General features: G+C 62.2%; 15 protein-coding genes. 6 read left to right on the plus strand and 9 right to left on the minus strand.

Features of this window, described 5'->3' with window-relative positions:
* Genes cckA through dksA form a run of 3 tightly spaced genes read right to left on the minus strand, consistent with a single transcriptional unit; the run spans position 1 to position 3,250 of the window.
* A complete protein-coding gene (gene cckA, locus B7H23_RS13785) occupies positions 1 to 2,580 on the minus strand; it encodes a cell cycle histidine kinase CckA (RefSeq protein WP_094078028.1) in 2,580 nt (859 codons plus the stop codon).
* 23 nt (positions 2,581 to 2,603) lie between these two features.
* Positions 2,604 to 2,798, minus strand: coding sequence for a hypothetical protein (locus tag B7H23_RS15960; RefSeq protein WP_139944419.1), 195 nt, complete (start codon positions 2,796 to 2,798; stop codon positions 2,604 to 2,606).
* A gap of 20 nt (positions 2,799 to 2,818) precedes the next feature.
* Complete coding sequence (gene dksA, locus B7H23_RS13790; RefSeq protein WP_094078029.1) at positions 2,819 to 3,250, minus strand: RNA polymerase-binding protein DksA; 432 nt, start codon at positions 3,248 to 3,250, stop codon at positions 2,819 to 2,821.
* A 198-nt stretch (positions 3,251 to 3,448) separates the two neighbouring features.
* Here dksA and B7H23_RS13795 point away from each other — a divergent pair, with 198 nt between their 5' ends.
* From B7H23_RS13795 to B7H23_RS13810, 4 genes are all read left to right on the plus strand, one after another.
* Positions 3,449 to 3,967, plus strand: a complete 519-nt coding sequence (locus tag B7H23_RS13795; RefSeq protein ID WP_094078030.1) for a SixA phosphatase family protein — start codon at positions 3,449 to 3,451, stop codon at positions 3,965 to 3,967.
* A gap of 128 nt (positions 3,968 to 4,095) precedes the next feature.
* A complete protein-coding gene (locus B7H23_RS13800; protein ID WP_173861927.1) occupies positions 4,096 to 5,502 on the plus strand; it encodes a YcjX family GTP-binding protein in 1,407 nt (468 codons plus the stop codon).
* A complete protein-coding gene (locus B7H23_RS13805) occupies positions 5,499 to 6,575 on the plus strand; it encodes a YcjF family protein (RefSeq protein ID WP_094078032.1) in 1,077 nt (358 codons plus the stop codon). The genes B7H23_RS13800 and B7H23_RS13805 overlap by 4 nt, the downstream gene beginning before the upstream one ends.
* A 63-nt stretch (positions 6,576 to 6,638) precedes the next feature.
* Entirely contained in the window at positions 6,639 to 7,166 is a 528-nt protein-coding gene (locus B7H23_RS13810) for a hypothetical protein (RefSeq protein ID WP_094078033.1), read from the plus strand.
* 24 nt (positions 7,167 to 7,190) lie between these two features.
* Here B7H23_RS13810 and folK read toward each other — a convergent pair whose 3' ends face one another.
* The 4 genes from folK to B7H23_RS13830 form a co-directional block, all read right to left on the minus strand.
* Complete coding sequence (folK, locus tag B7H23_RS13815) at positions 7,191 to 7,715, minus strand: 2-amino-4-hydroxy-6-hydroxymethyldihydropteridine diphosphokinase (protein ID WP_094078034.1); 525 nt, start codon at positions 7,713 to 7,715, stop codon at positions 7,191 to 7,193.
* Positions 7,699 to 8,061 carry a dihydroneopterin aldolase gene (gene folB / locus B7H23_RS13820; RefSeq protein ID WP_094078035.1) on the minus strand — a complete coding sequence of 121 codons (363 nt, stop codon included), beginning with the start codon at positions 8,059 to 8,061 and terminating at the stop codon, positions 7,699 to 7,701. The genes folK and folB overlap by 17 nt, the downstream gene beginning before the upstream one ends.
* Positions 8,061 to 8,951 carry a dihydropteroate synthase gene (gene folP / locus B7H23_RS13825; protein ID WP_094078036.1) on the minus strand — a complete coding sequence of 297 codons (891 nt, stop codon included), beginning with the start codon at positions 8,949 to 8,951 and terminating at the stop codon, positions 8,061 to 8,063. Before folP ends, folB begins: the two co-directional genes overlap by 1 nt.
* A gap of 116 nt (positions 8,952 to 9,067) precedes the next feature.
* A complete protein-coding gene (locus tag B7H23_RS13830) occupies positions 9,068 to 14,536 on the minus strand; it encodes an apolipoprotein A-IV repeat region-like domain-containing protein (protein WP_094078037.1) in 5,469 nt (1,822 codons plus the stop codon).
* A 287-nt stretch (positions 14,537 to 14,823) separates the two neighbouring features.
* On the opposite strand from B7H23_RS13830, the gene B7H23_RS13835 reads away from it, so the two are divergent.
* A complete protein-coding gene (locus B7H23_RS13835) occupies positions 14,824 to 15,201 on the plus strand; it encodes an Hpt domain-containing protein (RefSeq protein ID WP_094078038.1) in 378 nt (125 codons plus the stop codon).
* A gap of 119 nt (positions 15,202 to 15,320) precedes the next feature.
* Entirely contained in the window at positions 15,321 to 15,641 is a 321-nt protein-coding gene (locus B7H23_RS13840; protein ID WP_094078039.1) for a 2Fe-2S iron-sulfur cluster-binding protein, read from the plus strand.
* A 32-nt stretch (positions 15,642 to 15,673) separates the two neighbouring features.
* Here the strand turns inward: B7H23_RS13840 and B7H23_RS13845 are convergent, their stop codons facing one another.
* Together B7H23_RS13845 and B7H23_RS13850 are read right to left on the minus strand one after the other, a co-directional pair.
* Positions 15,674 to 16,306 (minus strand): ABC-type transport auxiliary lipoprotein family protein, encoded by a 633-nt coding sequence (locus B7H23_RS13845; protein WP_240535116.1) that lies wholly within the window; start codon positions 16,304 to 16,306, stop codon positions 15,674 to 15,676.
* 157 nt (positions 16,307 to 16,463) lie between these two features.
* The gene (locus tag B7H23_RS13850) at positions 16,464 to 18,125 is read right to left on the minus strand and encodes an MlaD family protein (protein ID WP_094078040.1); all 1,662 of its coding nucleotides are present in this window, start codon (positions 18,123 to 18,125) and stop codon (positions 16,464 to 16,466) included.
* Positions 18,126 to 18,161: the final 36 nt, after the last annotated feature.

Genomic DNA, 18,161 nt, shown 5'->3' on the forward strand with positions numbered 1-18,161 from the left:
CTAGTCGTCCTTTTCCAGCATTTCCTTCACCGTGGCGGCGAGCTGCTTGAGGGAAAAGGGCTTGGCGAGAAAGCCGAAATTGGCGTCTTCCGGCAGGTTCTTGGAGAACGCCTCCTCGGCATAGCCGGAGACGAAGATGAATTTGACCATATTGTTGCGTGCGCGCAATTCGCGCAGCAGCGTGGGGCCATCCATTTCCGGCATGACGACGTCGGACACGACGATGTCGATCTTGCCGTCCAGCTCCGCAAAGACCTCAAGCGCCTCCACGCCGGATGCCGCCTCGTGGACGTCGTAGCCGCGGGTCGCCAGCGCCCGGACATTGCCCATCCGCACCGCGTCCTCGTCCTCCACCAGCAGCACCGTCGCGGTGCCCGTCAGATCTTCCGGGGCAGCGGCCGCCATATCGGACTTTCCGGCCGCAGCCGCACTGCGTTCCGCTTCCAAAGCGTCGGCCTCGGCTGCCTGCGCTGCGGCGGACGGGGTGTAGCGAGGCAGGAAGATCCGGAACGTGGTGCCCTGTCCCGGCGTCGAATCGGCATAGACGAAGCCACCCGACTGCTTGACGAATCCGTAGACCATGGACAGGCCCAGGCCGGTGCCCTTGCCGACTTCCTTGGTTGTGAAGAAGGGTTCGAAAATCTTCTTGATCACATCGGGCTCGATGCCGGTGCCCGTATCCTGTACCTCGATGGCGACATAGTCGGCCGGTTCCAGCTCTCGATAGTCGAAGCCGCGGCTTTCCGCCTCGGTGATATTGCGGGTGCGCACCGTGACTCCACCACCCTCCGGCATGGCGTCGCGGGCATTGACCACCAGATTGACGATGACCTGCTCGAACTGGCCGAGATCGGCGAAGACCCGCCACAGATCGCGCCCATGCTCGACCTTCAGATCGACTTTCGTGCCGGCCAGCCGGGTCAGAAGCATTCGCAGATCGGCCATCACGTCCGTCAGGTCCAGAACCTCCGGCCGCAGCGTCTGACGGCGCGAGAAGGCAAGCAGCTGACGAACGAGCGACGCGGCCCGGTTGGCGTTCTGCTTGATGTTCATGATGTCCTGGAAGGACGGGTCGGTCGGACGATGATCGATCAGGAGAAGATCGGTCGCCATGATGATGGCGGTCAGCACATTGTTGAAATCGTGCGCGATACCGCCCGCCAGCTGGCCGACGGCCTGCATCTTCTGGCTTTGGACCATCTGCTGTTCCAGCGCCTTCTGCTCGGTGGTCTCCACGGCATAGACGATCCCCACTTCGCGGCGGGCTTCCTCCTCGCCTTCGGATACACCTGCGTCGACGACTGCGTGGATATAACAGCGCAACTGCCGGTCCGGCGCATTGGGCATGCAGGTTTCCAGCGGCGATATTTCCGCCTGCCCGTCACGGGCCAGTTGCAGCGCCTTGCGGAAGGCCGGCCGGTCAGCATCGGCAATAACGTTCTCGAACCGCACATCGTGATCGAGCGCAGCCTGATCCACCGTCCCCGAAAACAGGCGCAGGAACGGGGCATTGGTACGGACGATCCGGCCTTCTTCATCGACCGACGCGATTGCCATGGGCGTCGAGTTGAAGAAGCGGGTGAAGCGCGCCTCCGCCGCGCCGGTATTGGCCGTCACGTCATGGGCGAATGTGCGGTTCAGCACGATCGTGCGCGCATTGGAGACCGAACCGTCCCGATTGGTCGTCACGCGGTGCATCAGGCGAACGGGGAGCGCCGCGCCATCGACGGTCGCCATATCGAGATCGAGCACCGCATCGCGGGTATTGCCGGCAGGCGCGCGCACGGAGCGGATCTGCGCCATGCCATCGCCTGCCACAATCGTCGCAAGGGACGTCTGTCCCGGCAGAAAGGTGCCGAGGTCGAAGCCCAGCCATTCGGCCAGCGTGGCGTTCACATAGGTCAGTCGGCCATCCGCATCGGTCGAAAAATAGCCGGCCGGAGCATGATCCAAATGATCGATCGCGTGCTGCAATTCCTGGAAGAAGCGCTCTTGCTCGGTCCGTTCCTCGGTGATGTCCATCAACTGCCAGGCGCTGGCCGGGCGCCTTTGCCCCGGCACCAGAAAGGTGCGGGCGCGAAGCCGATACCAGTGCGGAATGGGCTCATGGCCCGGCGCAATGGCGGTAGCGAGCCGGAACTCGCCCTCGTCGGACTTTCCATCGGAGAGCATCTTGTCCAGCCGTGCGACGATCGGCCCCGCATTGGGCTCGTCCCCCAGAAGAGAACGAGGCGTGCGAATATCCCTGGCGTCGATGGCCCCGGTCAATTTGGCCCAGGCACGGTTGGCGTAGATGATGCGGTCACGGCCATCGGTCACAACAAGGCCCTGAGACATCGTATCCACGAAGGCGCGGGACAGTTCATCGCTGGCGGAGCGCGGCGCGATCTTCACGATGCCGACCACGGTGGCGAACAGATAGCCCACGCCGATCATCGCCAAAAGCCCGAGAAACGCCAGCAGAACCGGTTCTTCGAGTTGTTCGCGGAACAGGAAAAAGACGACCGACGTCGCTGTCAGCACCGCGGCGAAGATCAGCAGCCGCGCCACCGGTCCGGGGCGCATGGTCTCATCGATCATTGGCGTCGGGTAGAACCTATCCGTCACCGTTTGTTGCTTTGGCGCCACGCCGCCTTCCCCGCTTCAGCCATCCGGATCAGTTCCGCATGGCGAATCCCGATCCCGTCTTCTTTGCCACAGCAATAGCCGAGCGTCACGTCACCGCGAAGCGTTGCCATTTCACAAACGCCAGGGGCACCGGTTTGCCGCCGATGCCCCTGGTCGTCTTGTGCGATCATGCGGCGGTTTCACCCACCGATCAGTCGTCGCGATAGACCTTCTCGCGCCGTTCGTGCCGCTCCTGCGCCTCGATCGACAAAGTCGCGATGGGCCGGGCATCCAGACGCTGCAACGCGATCGGCTCGCCCGTTTCCTCGCAATAGCCATAGGTACCCTCGTCGATACGGCGAAGGGCCGCATCGATCTTGGCGATCAACTTGCGTTGACGGTCCCTGGCGCGCAATTCGATGGCGCGATCAGTTTCCGAAGACGCCCTATCCGCCAGATCGGCGTGATTGGCGTTTTCCTGCTGGAGGCTTTCGAGCGTCTCACGCGCCTCGCGCAAAATCTCGTCCTTCCAGCCCTTCAATTTGGCGCGAAAGTAGGTCTTCTGCCGTTCGTTCATAAACGGCTCGTCTTCATTGGGTCGATAACCTGACGGCAACGACTCCTTCTCCAGTGCATCAAGCATACGACTCTCCCCGCGTGTCGTTTCATGAAGCCATAGTGCCCTATACGAAAAGCCTAGATTCGGCACAAGGGCGCGCGCCATAAGAAAGATTGCACCTTTTCTTGAAAAGCGTGCAGGAGGCCAACCCCACGTCGCTTGCGCAGCGCATGACGATCCGTTTAGCTGACAGTCCACGAATTTGGGGGCCATCGCTCGGATATGAGCCGACTTTATCTACTGCGTCACGCCGTCGCCGCCTGGCCGCAACCGGGCATGAAGGATTTCGATCGGCCGCTGGAGCCTGCCGGACTGGTCGATGCGAAGCGCCTTGGCGGCGTCATGAGGGACCGTCAGCTCCTGCCGGACCGCGTCCTTTGCTCCACTGCATTGCGCGCTCGCCAGACATGGGCCGAACTGGCCGAGGGCCTTGGCATGAGCGCCGATCGGGCGACCTATCTGGACGAACTCTATCATTCCGACATCGGCACCTATTCCGACCTGATAACCGACGCGGCAGGCAACGGATCGCTGCTGGTCGTCGGCCACAATCCGATGATGGAAGACGTGGCGATCGCTCTTTCGGCAGAAGGCGAAGCGGAGGCCAGGCGCGCGCTCCGGGCCGGTTTCGCCGCTTGCGGGCTTGCGGTGATCGATGTCGATGGACCCATCGACAACGCTCTTCCCGATATGGGCTATCTTCGGATGTTCCTGCGACCCCAGGATCTAAACGGCCTTTAGCGCGCTCACTTCTCAATCGTGGCGGTCGCCCCTATGTAGGCGTTGCGGATACAGCGGACGAAGAGGAACGTGGTTTGGCGCGACTGACAGGCATCGCCGACGAAGCGCTGATCGCGGTCGATACCGTGATGGACCGGATCGCGGGGCTGGCCGAACCCACGCTACGCCTCGGCGTGACCGGACTGTCGCGCTCGGGCAAGACGGTGTTTATCACCGCGCTCGTCCACAACCTTCTGCATGGCGGGCGGTTGCCCCTGTTCGAACCGCAGAAGACCGGCCGGTTGCGCCATGCCTATCTGGAGCCCCAGCCGGACGACGCTGTGCCGCGCTTCCAGTATGAGGATCACGTCGCCGCGCTGGTGAAGGAACGCGTCTGGCCCGAATCCACCCGCGCGATCTCCGAAATGCGCCTGACCGTCGACTACGACGCCGGCAGCTTCATGAACCGGCTCTTTTCCGGCGGGCGGCTGTCGCTCGATATCGTGGACTATCCCGGCGAATGGCTGCTCGACCTGCCGCTCCTCGGCAAGGATTTCGAAGCGTTCAGTCGCGAAGCCATCGAACTGGCCCGCCTTCCGATCCGGGCCAAACTGGCGGAACCCTTCCTGGCCCGGCTCCAGACCATCGAAGCCGACAAGACTGCGTCCGAATCCGATGCGCGGGAATTGGCAACACTCTTTACCGACTATCTGCGAGCCTGCCGTGCCGACGAATTGGCGCTTTCAACGCTGCCACCCGGCCGCTTTCTGATGCCCGGCGATCTGGAGGGGTCGCCCGCGCTGACTTTTTCGCCGCTTCTTCCGAGCGATGGCAGCCCGGCCCGCGATTCGTTGCGGGCCATGATGGGGCGCCGTTACGAAGCCTATAAAAGCCATGTGGTCCGCCCCTTTTTTCGCGAGCATATCACGCGGCTCGACCGGCAAATCGTATTGATCGACGCCATGCAGGCCATGAATGCCGGCGCCGATGCGGTCGTCGATCTCGAACGCGCCCTGACCGGCCTGATGGAGTGTTTCCGCCAGGGGCGGTTCAACGCAATGACGGGCCTGTTCTCCCGCAAAATCGACCGGCTGCTCATTGCCGCCACCAAGGCGGATCACATTCATCACGAAAGCCATGAGCGGCTTGAGGCCATCGTCAAACGCCTTGTCGACAAGGCGTCTCAGCGGGCAAGCTATCATGGTGCAGAGGTCGCCACGCTTGCGATGGCCGCCGTCCGCGCGACGCGGGAAGGCACCGTGCAGCAAAACGGTCACGCGCTTCCGGTCATTTCCGGCGTGCCGATCGCAGGCGAAACGATCGGCGACGAAACCTTCGACGGGCAGGCACGCACCGCCATCTTTCCAGGCGATCTGCCGCCCGATCCCGATGCGATCTTCACACGAGGGAAGGATGGCGAACCCGCCCATCCGATCCGCTTCGTCCGGTTCCGCCCGCCGGCCGTGGAAACGACCGCCAATGGCGCCGCCCTTTCGCTGCCGCATATTCGCCTGGACCGCGCGATGCAGTTCCTTCTCGGAGACCGGCTGGTATGAGCGATACACCCCGCACGCCACAGAGTTTTCGCGTTCCGGAGGATGCGGCGCCCGCCCCGGCAGCGGCACCAACGGAGCCTCGCGTCCCTCTGGCCGTTCGCGAGATGGAACGGATCAATTTCTCGCCGGAAACGGACGATCCGTTCGACCTGGATGGACTGGAAGCGCCCCCTCCTCCACCGCCGCGAAAACGCCGGCTCTTCACGCTGCGGCGGCTGTTCTTCGGAGCGCTGGGTCTGCTCCTGTCGCTGGCGATCGGCCTTTGGATCGACCAACTCATCCGCGATCTCTTCACGCGTTCGGACTGGCTCGGGTGGACAGCCGCCTGTCTTGCCGCCTTGGCGCTCGTGGCGCTTGTGGTGGGGGTGCTGCGCGAGTTATGGGCTCTGCGCCGGCTGGGTTCGGTGGAGCGGCTTCATGCGCGCGGCATCGAACAGGTGACGCATCCGACGCGTGACGGCGCGCAGGCGCTGATCGGCGATATCTCCAAAACGCTCGCCGACAGGCCTGAAGCCAAGGCGGGGCGGGCCGAGATGGCGCGGCTGATGGACGACATCATCGATCCGCCCGATCTGTTGGCGCTGGCCGAAAAGGAAATGCTCGGGCCGCTGGATAAGAAGGCGATCCCGATGATCCTGAATTCCGCCAAGCGCGTCAGCGTGGTGACCGCCGTCTCACCGCGGGCTGTTGTCGATCTGGCCTATGTGCTGTTCGAATCGGGACGGCTCATTCGCCAAATCGCGGAACTTTATGGGGCGCGTCCCGGCACGCTCGGCTTCATCCGGCTGGCGCGGGATGTGCTTGCCCATTTGGCGGTCACCGGCTCGATTGCCGTTGGTGACGGTCTCGTCCAGCAGGTGGTCGGTCATGGGCTTGCCGCCCGCCTTTCGGCGCGGCTCGGCGAAGGCGTGGTCAATGGCCTGATGACCGTGCGTATCGGCATCGCAGCGCTCGATACGGTGCGCCCCATGCCTTTCAACGCTAGGAAACGGCCGACCATGAGCGACTTTCTGGGCGAATTGACGCGGCTGAGTACTGCGGAAAAAGTGAAAGACGACCCGGCGCGCTCATGAATGATTAACCGCTTTCGGTAACACTCGCCTCACCTTGTCCCCTTGTGTGAGCCGAGCTGTTTCATGTTCCGATCGATAGTCGCCGCCGCCAGCCTTCTCATTCTGTCCGCTGGTCCGGTCATGGCCGGGCCTCCGAGCAGCGATCAGGCCTTTTTCCAGTCCGTGCAGGGCGAATGGGCCGGGGCCGGCGAGATCGTCGCCGGCAAGTACAAGGGCACGAAATTCAACTGCAAGCTTGCTGGCGTGCAGAGCCTGGCCGATGCGGCAATGACAATCGGCGGAACCTGCCGGGTGGGCATTTTCTCGCAGAGAATGGAAGCCAAGATCCACTGGGCGAAAGGCGGCTATCGCGGCGCGTTTCTCGACGGCGCACTTGGCAAAGGCCTCGACATTATCGGCGGCAATGTCGGCGGCAGTCGCGCGATTTTCACTTTGAAGCGCAACGAGCTGAACGGCGCAATGCTGGCCCGGGTCACCGATGGCGACAAGATGACGATCACCATTTCGGTGCGCGTGGGCGATGGCATGGTTCCGGTGATCGGGCTGGGGCTGAATCGCATCGATGCCGTGACGACCAGTTCGGTTCGCTAGGCTTATCAATCTTTCTGGAAGCGCTTACCGGCTTACCCACCAATCGGCAGGCGAAGCGATGATGTCGAGACCGGTCCGGTCGGAGCGGGCCGCAAGCACCTCGATGGTCTCGTTTTCGTAGCACCAGTCCGGCGCGATCTCCGCAAGCGGCAGCAGCACGAAGGCACGCTCGCCAATACGCGGATGGGGCAATGTCAGCCCTTCTTCCGCAATCGACCGCATTCCGAAAAACAGTAGATCGAGATCGACGCTTCTGGGGCCCCAGCGGACACCGCGGATACGGCCTTCCGCCTCTTCGGCGGCGAGGAGCCGCTGTAACAGCAGTTGGGGCGACAGCGCAGTCGTTCCGCGCGCGCATGCGTTCAGATAGTCGGGTTGATCCTCCATGCCCCAGGGCGGCGTTCGCCAGAGCGAAGAAACCGCGCTGATGACAAGTGAGCCTTCCGCCGACAGACGTTGCAGAGCACGACGAAAAGCGCTTTCCGGATCGCCAAGATTACCGCCCAGGCCAATGAGAACCTCGGTCGGCTCCCTATTGTGGCCAGGCAACCTTCACCTCCACGAAGTCCAGAACGCCTCGAACGGGCGCATTCGGCTTGCGGATCGTCACCTCGGCCCGAATAACGGGCTCGAAGCGCTCCACCAACGTTTTCGCGGTCGTCATCGCGATGGATTCGATCAGATAGCGCCGTTCGCCCATGACGACTTCGGCAATGAGATCGTAGGCCTCGCCATAATCGACCGTGCCGGCAAGCGTATCCGTCTGCAGCGCGTCGCCTACTTCGAGATCGAGAACGGCGTCCACGTAAAAACGCTGCCCCAACGCTTCTTCTTCGCGAAAGACGCCGTGCCGAGCGAAAAACCCACAATTGTCTATGCGTATCGAATAGCGCATCAGGCCTCTCCCGACAGGTCGAACAAGGATGGTTGCCGCATGGCGTCGCACACGTCCAGCGCGTCGGCATGAGCGGCGACATGATGGACGCGAACGATCGCGGCCCCCGCTTGTCGCAATATCACACTGGAAGCGACAGTCGCCATATCGCGCTCATTCGCCGCCCGACCGGTGATCTGGCCCAGAAAGCGCTTGCGCGACGTGCCGACAAGAAGCGGATGGCCCAGCGCGTGGAGTTCGTCGAAACGCGCCATGAGGGCCAGATTATCGACGGGGGTCTTCGCAAAACCGAAACCAGGATCGAGAACAAGCCGATCCTTCCCGACGCCAGCCTCCGCCGCCAGGCGGATGGCCTTGTTCAGGAAAAATCGCTGGTCCGCCAAAGGGTCCGCAAGCCGTTCGCGATCCCGCCCGGTATGCATGGCCACGAGACCAGCCCCGCTAACCGAAACCGCATCCACCATGCGAAGATCATGCTGCAACCCTTCGACATCGTTGATGATATGGGCGCCCGCCCTGATCGCGAGGCGGGCCGTTTCCGCGCGCCGGCTATCGATGGAGATCAGTACGTCGGACTGGGCCGACAAGGCTTCGATAACGGGCAGAACACGATCCTGCTCAGCGCTTGTATTCACAGGCTCGGCGCCGGGACGAGTCGATTCGCCACCGATATCGATGATGGCGGCGCCCTCACTCACCATTTTCAATGCGTGCTCGACAGCCTGATCGACGTTTGCATGACGGCCGCCATCGGAAAAACTGTCGGGGGTCACATTGAGGATGCCCATAATGACAGCGCGCGGGCCAAGCACGAGTGCCCGACCATGGGCGAGCCGCCATTGCCGCTCGGCGAACGGATCGCCCGACTCGATCGACGCGGTTGTGGTCATGGCTCGCCTCCCTGTCGATCTTTTTCTTCCAGCCCGCCCATGCCACAGGATCATTCAAGAAAAAAGGGAGGGCCGTGAGACCCTCCCTTTTTGATTATCGAGTGGAAGGCGTCCTCTTAGCGAAGACGGCCGCTGGCATGGGCAAGCATGGTAAAGACCTTGCCCTGGTCGCTGCCGAGATAACGTTCCAGCGCCGCACCATCCTTGGATGCGGACTGCAGGAGGCGTTCGAAATCCTCGCAATAGCGGTCCACGGCGTTGCGGAATTCACGGTCCTTATCGTATTTGGCGCGAATATCGTCAAAGGTGCGCTGTCCCTTCAGCGTGTAAAGCCGGCGGGTGAAGACGTTGCGTTCTCCAGCCTGATAGCGCTTCCACAGATCGAGAGCGGCGTTCTGATCGATGGCCCGGGCGATATCGACCGATAGCGAATTGAGGCTGTCGACCACCTGCCCTGGCGAACGGCGCTCGGACTGCGTCGGTTCTTCGTCATGGCTCGCACGGCGCAGAAGGCCGCGTACCCAGGAATCGCTCTCATCCGCCGCACTCGGCACTGTTTCTGCGGGCCGGTAGGCCGGACGCGATGGCGCAGCACTGGCAGCTTCCGCACGCGGAATATCAGACTGCGCCGGCGCTGCGGGTGCGGTCGGATAAGCGCCTGAGGGCGGCGAAACATTCTCCATGCCCACAGCGGCCCGCATGGGCGGCGCCTCAGCCTGCGGTTGCGTGACGACAGAAGCGGATTGGCTGACGATCTGCGACAATTCCCGAAGCGCGCTGATCTGGTCGGCCACCGCGCGACGCATCTTGCTCGTGCTCTCGCGCGTCTCGTCGGGCAGATCGAACACGCCGCGCTTCAGTTCGCCGCGGGTCTCTTCCAGTTCCTTGCGAATATCCTGCGCGGTCTTGCGCATTTCTTCCGTGGCGTCTGCAAAACGACCGGTCGCCGCTTCGACCGCGGCCGAGACCTGCTTGTCCAGCGTGTCCGTCGTCTCGCTGACGCGACTGCGCAGACCATCGGTCGTTTCGGAGACCCTTTGGGTCAGACCGTCGGTCTTCTCCGTCAGTTCGGTGGCCAGTGTTTCTGTGGCACTACGCGCACGGCTTTCCACATTGGAGATCGCGCCGGACACCAGAAGCTCGAAGCCCTTCATCGACTTTTCGATTTCCTGGCTGCGCAGGACCAGGCCATCCGCCAGATCGCGCAACGCATCCTGCCGGTCGGTTACGGTCGACGAGAGATTTGACTGCGCGGCGTTCAGCAGATCGGTCGCCTCGCGCAGCATGCCGCCGTGCTGGTCCAGCGTGGCGACGATGGATGCGACATCGCGCAGTGTCCCGCCGGACATTTCATGCAAGCGCTCCGAATTGTCGTCCATCAGGCGGGCGGAAGCAGCAAGATTGCGGCTGGCCTCCTCGCTGCGGCTCGACAGCCGTTCGATCGTCTCCGAAAGCGAACCATCCACTTCGCCGAGGCTTTCGCGGGCGCTTGCGATCAATTGATCGAGGCGACCGTTGGATGTCGAAAGCCGGCCAATCAGGCTGCCCACTTCCTCGCTGAGCGAGCTGCGAGCGTTTTCCATTGCCGTCAACGTCTCGGCGGTGCGATGCGCCAAAGCGTTGACGAGCTTGGCGTTTTCTGCCCGCAAATGCTCGGTTGCCGCGCGGCTCGCTTCTTCCAACTGCCCCTGCAGGGTGGACCCCTGCTCCGCCAACCGATCGATCAGTGGAGCGGCCGTTTCGTCAAGGATACGGTTGAAGTCGGTCGCACGCATGGCAAGGCTGGTGTTGAGTTCGCGGCTACGCGCATTCAGCGTGTCTTCGATCTGCTTGCTATGGCCAGACAGCGCTTCATTAATTTCGTTCACGCGGCCGGAGAGCGTTTCTTCGATTTCCTTCGCACGGTTGGACAAGGTCTCGTCGATACCGTTCGTGGTGCTTTCGATGACTTCGCCAAGCTCACGGGCGCGAACCGAAATGCTGTCGCTCAGTTCACCCGTCCGACGCTCCAGATCGGCCTTCGTTTCACCAACGGTAGCGGCAAAGCGCTCCCCGGCCCTGTCGGCGCCAGCCTTCAACGCGGCCTCAACTTCAGCGACACCGCTACCGAGCCGCTGATCTATTTCTTCGAACGCTTTGGCGATCGTTTCAGCTCGGTTGCGCAGATCGCTATTGGTCAGGCTTGTGCGAGTACGGATGCGGTCATCAGCTTCGCTGAAGGCGCGTTCCACGTCGGTGACTGTCTCACGAACGCGATCGCGATTGGCGTCCAACACATTGGCGAAATCGCTGTCTGCCGCCGCAATCGTCTGCATGATGGCTTCGACGCGATCGTTCAGCTGATTGCCGGTCTGCGACATGCCGTCGGCAAGACGCATCTCCGCCGCGGCAAGAAGGGTCTGGAGTTCAGCGATCCGCTCGGCGATATTTTCGGCCGATCCGGCGACCGAACGGCCCAACTGATGGCCGGCAGCTTCGACCAGTCCTTCCATATCGCCAACGCGATTACGCAATGCATCGCCAGCCTTTTCGGCCGATGCGACGAAGCGATCGCCGAGATCGGCAAGGGTGCGGTCGACAGCCTCCGCTTCGCTCGTCAGCGAGCCCTTCAGCCCGTCGACACGAGCGCCCATGCGCTCGACCTGTTCGTCGACATCACGGAACAAGCCACGAAGGTTCTCGGTCCGCTCCACAAGGCGGCGCTCGGCTTCCTCGCCTGCACGGCCCGCATCCTCGGCCAGGCGTTCCCCGGCCTCGACGACAACGCCGCGCAATGAGCTGGCCACTGTGCCGGCCGATTGCTCCAGCGCACGCCGAACGCCGTCAGCGCCAACGGTCAGGGCGTTTTCCATCGTCGTCGAACGCTCATCGATCATGCTCAGCCGTTCGGCGAAGACGCTATCGAGGCGTTCACTGCCGCCACGAACTTCGTCCATCAAATGGCCGATCAGATCGGACAGACGTTCCCGATTGTCATGGCTCTTGGCGAATTCCGCAGCGATCTTGTCGGACAGTTCCGTCTGGATCCGCTCCGCTTCGGACACATCGTCACGCAGCGCATTGGCGATGCGATCACGGCCTTCCTCGAGACGGCCGATCATATTGTCGAGACGGTCGTCGACCAGACGCGCCATCTCGCTCGAAAGAGCGCCAACACGTTCCGAAAGACGAGCGCTGCCCTGATCAATCGAGGCCGTGAGCTCATCGCGAGCGCTGCTCATCGTACCCGCCAGTTTCTTTGTACGGTCCAGCAGCGTGGCGTTCATGGCATCGGCGCGGGTCTGTAGTGCGTCATTCAGACGTTCGGTGTTGCTCTCCAGCGCCCTGGCGCGCGTGTCGAACTCACCCAGCAGCATTTCGCCGCGTTCGTCGAGATTGACGCGGATGGCCTCGAGGCGGTTGTCGAACTGCTGGCCGAATTCGCCGGTGGCAGTGTTCATCCGGTCCATCGTCTCGCGCGAGCGGGTTTCCAGCGTTTCGCCGAGACCTGTGGCCGCACTGTCGAGACGTTCCACTGCCTGCTGCGTCCGGCTCTCGAGGGCCTCGCCCACGCGCGTCGCCACGCCGTCGATGCGCTCCAGGCTGTCGCGGCTGTAACTGTCGAGCGTCTGGCCGAATGCGTTCGCCGATTCGCCGACTTTTTCGTCAAAGGCCTCACGATGGTGGGTGAGTGTTTCGTCCAGCCTGTCGAGATGACCGGCGATCGTTCCGACGAAGTTCTCTTCGCCCGCACTGACCGTATCGGCGAAGGAGCGCGTCCCGTCCGTGAGCGTGGACGACAGGCTGGACGCCCGTTCTTCCATGATCTCCGAAAGCTCGGCGATTCGCGCATCCAGTGATGCGGCGAGTCCGGCGCCGAGCGCGGAACCCTTGTCTTCCAGACGCGCCAGCCGCTCATCCAGAGAGCCGATGAGACGATCGTTTATCGCGGCACCCTTGGATTCCAGCGCATCGATACGTTCGTCGAGGGTGCCGGAAATCGTCGAGGTCATCGCCACGCTGCGTTCGTTCAGAATGGCAAGCCGGCCATCGAGGGCATCGGCGATCTTTTTCTCGATCTCAGAGGTCTTGCCGTCCAGCGTTTCGAGACGCCCGTCGACGGACTGCGCAAAGCGGATGGCAAAAGCATCGCTGCGCTCATCAATGGCGGTCAGCCGCTCGTCCAGCGCAGCGGACACGCCTTCCTCGAACCGGCGGCCGCGTTCCGTCATCTTTTCAACGGTCTGGTCCAGGCCCGTGGTGGTCTCTGCGATACGCTGAAGCAGCGGCGTCGCTGTCTCATCGAGACGCGTTCCAACGGAATCGGCGATTGCGCCGATGGCGGCAACCCGCTCATCCAGCAGATTACTCAGCCCTTCGCCAGAGAGCGAAAGCTGCGAGGATAGGGAGGTCGAGGCCTTGAGAATATTGTCGCGAATGAAATCGGTCGATTCGCTCAGCTCGTCGCGCAGCGCTTCGTGGGAAACGCGGACGGTTTCGCGCATGCGTTCGGCATGGTGGGAAACGGCGTCGCGTTCGGCTGCCAGGCCATCGAGCAAACCGCGCATGCGCGATTCATTCTCTGCATAAGAGCGTTCCAGTTCGCCCATTTCGCCGCGCATGACGCTTTCGAGACCGGCGGCGCGATTGATGGCCGTATCGATCCCTTCCTGCATGGCGCGGACTTCACGCCGCACGGCCGATCCGACCGTGTGGACACGCTCCATCGCCAGTTCTTCCGGCTCCACCAGCCGATAGGCGATCTCCGTCATGGACTGCGCGACCATGCGCATTTCCTGAGCCCGGCGGATCAGCGAGGCAAAGGCAAAGAAAAGAAGGCAGGGAATGAAGGCGATCAGTAGCGTGATGAGAAGAGCTGGCGAGGACGTCACGTTCTGAAGCGTACCGGCTTCCCAAACCGGCGCGTCGAAGACGAAACCAGCCACGGCGAAGGTGCCGATGAACCACACGATGGAAACGAGCGCCGCAACCCAATAAGCGATCAGAGGCGCGCCACGGCGCAACGATGCGATTGTGGCGCGATAATCCTTGCGCCGATCATCATCATTGGCTGCGGCAAAGCGGCCCCGTTCCGGGGTTGGATCATTACTGGCTATGGGTGCAGCGCTCGTTTTCGAGCTCGCTGCCACCCCGCCCGCTGCGGCCGCACCGGCGGCGGCGGCAACCGGCGTTTCATCGCCAGCAATGGCCGTATCGGCTTGCGCCGTCTCCGTCAGGCCAGTCTGGAAATCGTAGGTGTCGAGTTCCGCGGCAAAATCGTTCTGCGCCTCATCCGCGGCCAATTCGAAATCATCGGCCGTGGTCGTCCATGCAGGCTGCTCTGCCTCGAAAGGTTCCGGCGCAGTGGTTTCGTCGCTGCCTTCGGATGTCAGATCGCGCGCGGCGGTCTCGATCTGCGCGGTCAACTCATCAAGGTCAAATTCCTCGAGCTGAAACGACTGATCGCCAGCTGCGACCGGCGTGGCATCTTGCACCTGTTCGTCGCCGAACTCGGCCTCGATCTCTCCGATATCCAGATCGAAATCGCCATCGAGCAGACCTTCAAGGTCCTCGAAATTCTCTTTTTCGTTGGGTTTGCCGGCCATACGCAACACCTTTGTCTACCGGTTCCAGCCACTCCTTCGGAGTGAAGCCCGCCATTGAAAGCGGACGCATGAGCCACAACCATACTACTTCCATCGTAAAGACAGCGAGCCCGGTTTAAAACCATTTCGTCCGGGCTTCTTCATTTGTCTTTAAGTTTAGTTAACGCCGAGCGGAGCCAGCATTTTCCTTGGGCACAGCTCTATGGCCTCGTTAAGGCAAGGTTAAGCGAAACGGTCCCATTATCGTTACAAACCTTATCAGCGCCCTTTGGCCGCAGGAGTTCGCCATGATCCTTGCACGCAAAATCCAGTCCGTCGCGTTCGACCGACCAGGTGGCGAACGATGCGCCAAATCGAAGGGCCGGCCGATCGATCTGGATCATCTGTCCGAGCAGACATTCGGCGACCGGGCCCTTGGCGAGGAAGTGCTCCGACTCTTCTGCACGCAGGTTCAGCAAAGTGCGGCGTCCCTGAAGCACGCCTCGAGCGAAGAGCGGCATTTTCTGGCTCATGCGCTGAAGGGCTCCGCCCGCGGCGTCGGCGCAATGGATCTTGCGGATGTGGCGGCCCGGCTGGAAAGCGATCGCGACAACGATCAAGCCCTCGGCGAGCTCTTTACCGAAATCGAGCGCGTACAGGAATTCTGCGCCTCGATCCTTCGCTGAGACGCCACCTGCCTTTGCTTCGGCGGAGTTGACAGCTCTCTCAAGCTTTGCCAATCGGACACCGACCAGAAACGGGCGGGTCGTTCCGTTCGCGCCATTCCTTCCTCTCTGAGGGTCTCATGCCGAAAATCACCTTCGTTGCCCCTGACGGGACGCGCTTCGATATCGCCGCCGAAAACGGCGCCACGCTGATGGAAACGGCCGTTCGGAACGCCGTTCCGGGAATCGAAGCGGAATGCGGCGGCGCCTGCGCCTGCGCCACCTGTCATGTCTATATCGACGAGCCCTTCATGAAGATGGTCGGCGAGCCGGACGTCATGGAAGAAGACATGCTCGATCTCGCCTATGACGCGCGCGAGACCTCGCGCCTGTCGTGTCAGGTGCCGATCATCGATGAGATGGACGGTATGGTCGTGACCGTACCGGAGCGTCAGGCCTGACGACCGCGGTTCGGCGCTCCTGAACGCCCTATTCAGATCAGACCGAGCGCCCAGTTGACGATCCGGCTGGCAACGTCTTCGAACGCCAGATTGAGCGTGCTGGCGTAGGCATCCGGACCGGACCCCGCGACAGCGACTTCTGCATCGAAGGAAGCCTGCCGAACCACCTGACCGTTCCGGTCATTAAGCAGCCGCACCGAAATCTCCACGAACGCAGTTTCCGGGCCGGAGGCACGGATCTCGAAGGCGCGAATATCGGTGATGAGCTGATAGTCGATCGCGAGCCCCTCGCCCGGCGTACCGACACCGGCAATGCCGGCCATTTCGAAGGATTGCAGAAGCCTTGCCTGGACCAGAAGCGGCAGCCGATCGCTCCACTGCGCGCCGTCCAGATAGGTCACCATGGTCGGCGACGTCATAACCACGATGTTCTGCCCATCCAAGGCCTTGATCGCGCTCGGCTCCGGCAGCAGAATCTGCCGGCGGGTGGAAAGGCGCGTCTGCGGATCGGGTGCAGTCAGGCCAAACGTATCGAGCTCCGGCGAACCGCCGCCCACCAGCGCGCAACCTGGCAGAACGGCCACAAAGACGGCCATCAGCAATAGGCGCAGGCTTTTTGCAACATTATCGCCAAACATCTTGATCGTCGAATGTGGATCGCTCACGGAAATACGCTTCTCTTCCCTCGTTCTCGCCCCGTTGAGAACGTTTACGCGGCGCGACTAGGCGGCACGCCATCGAATAATGTCAAGGAAGGTCCGACCTGTTCGGCAGTTCGCACCTTCCATCGGCCTCGTCGTGTCGCCGCCGCGCCACGTTTTCTTATCGTCTCTGGCGACCGTCATAACTGCGCACCTGTCCTTCTCCGCCGGTAATGATCCGCTGCGGATTGCGGCCCAACTCCGTCAGGCTTCGCTCGATCCGCTCGATGGACCTGCTTGCCTGGGTAATGAGGGACCGCACGTCCTTCAGTCCGCGATCGGTGAAGTTCTGAATCGAGCCGGCGATCGGATCGATGCGGCTATTCAAGGTGTTGGAGGTCTGCTGGATCGTGACCGCAGCCTCGCGAATGCTCGCCAGGGTACGCTGCGCTTCGGTCATCAATGTGTTGCCGGCATCGGCGTCCAGCCCGCCCATGAAGGCGTCGGCCTTGGCCAGAATGCCGTCGATGCGAACCGAAGCCGCATTCAACCGTTCGGCAAGCTCACGCGTATTTTCAACCGCCTGCTCGACTTCCTGCGGTTCGACCGTCTCCAGAATCGCTTCGGCGCGTTCGACCGATTGCTGCACGCTTCTGACGATCGGATCGATCCGCGAGCCGACATCCTCGGTGATAGCCTGCAGCGAGGAGAGCGTCGACCGGGCATCTGCCACCAGCGCGCTGCCGGCGCCCGGCTCCACATCGCCAAGGAAGGTATCGGCCTTTGCAACCACCGTATCGACTCGTTCGGTCAGGGTGGTCAGCCGCTCCGAAACCTGACGCGCATTTGCGACGGTCTGGCCGATATCTTCCGATTCCACGCCATCGAGTATGGCTTCGGTCTTCTGCAGGGTGTTCTGAAGGCTGGCGACGATCGGATCGATGCGCTGTTCCACATTGGCCACCACCTGCCGGACCGATGACAATGTTTCGCTCGCATCGGTCATGAACTGCTGGCCGACGCCGGGCTCCAGTTCGCCGATGAAGGTTTCAGCCTGCGCCACCACGCCGGAAACCCGCTCCGACGCAGCCACGAGTTCCTCGGTGATTTTCCGGACATTGGCCACGGACTGGCCGAGATCTTCCGGATTGATGGCGGTCAGCAATTGCTCGATCTGCCTGACCGAGCCCTCGATCGTGCCGGACAGACCGCCAATCGTTTCGGACAGATCTCCGGCGGCGGCCAGGAAATTACCGATCTCGTCGGAATTGTCCGCCAGCGCGGAAGTGAACTCTTCGACATTCTTCAGCGACTGGGTCAGCGGCTGGCGCGCATCGCTCGTAAAGCCCTCCAGTTCGCCTACCACCTCGTTGACGCGGTTTAGAATGCTTTCTCCCGTTTCCATAAGGGTTGCCAGCTGGGACGGCTGGGCCTGAATGATCGCGCTGCGATTCTCCGCGGCCGCCTTGCGTAGGATGTTCTCTTCGTTCGGATCGCCGCCGGACAGTTCGATATTGGCCGTGCCTGTCAGACCGGCGATGCCGACGCCAGCTCGGGTCGAGGGCGTCACCGGCGTTGCGATGTCGACCTGCGCGTTCGCGAGCGCAACATCGGGGCGCGAACCATCGATGAAAACGGATGAAATGGTACCGACCCGCACACCGTTAAAGGTGACGAGGCTGCCGCGTGTGAGGCCGCTCGCAGAGCCGGGAATCTGGAACTGAACCGGCACCATCTCCGCCTTGTCGCCCGCACCGCTCGTCCAATAGACGAAGCCGAAAGCGGCCAGCAGCAGCACAATGGTGAAGGCACCGACTGCAACGTAATTGGCGCGTGTTTCCATAAGTCGTTCATCACTTCGCTGCAGCCGCGGAGGCGA

Origin of the sequence: Notoacmeibacter marinus (assembly GCF_002238045.1) — a bacterium.
GTDB lineage: Bacteria > Pseudomonadota > Alphaproteobacteria > Rhizobiales > Rhizobiaceae > Notoacmeibacter > Notoacmeibacter marinus.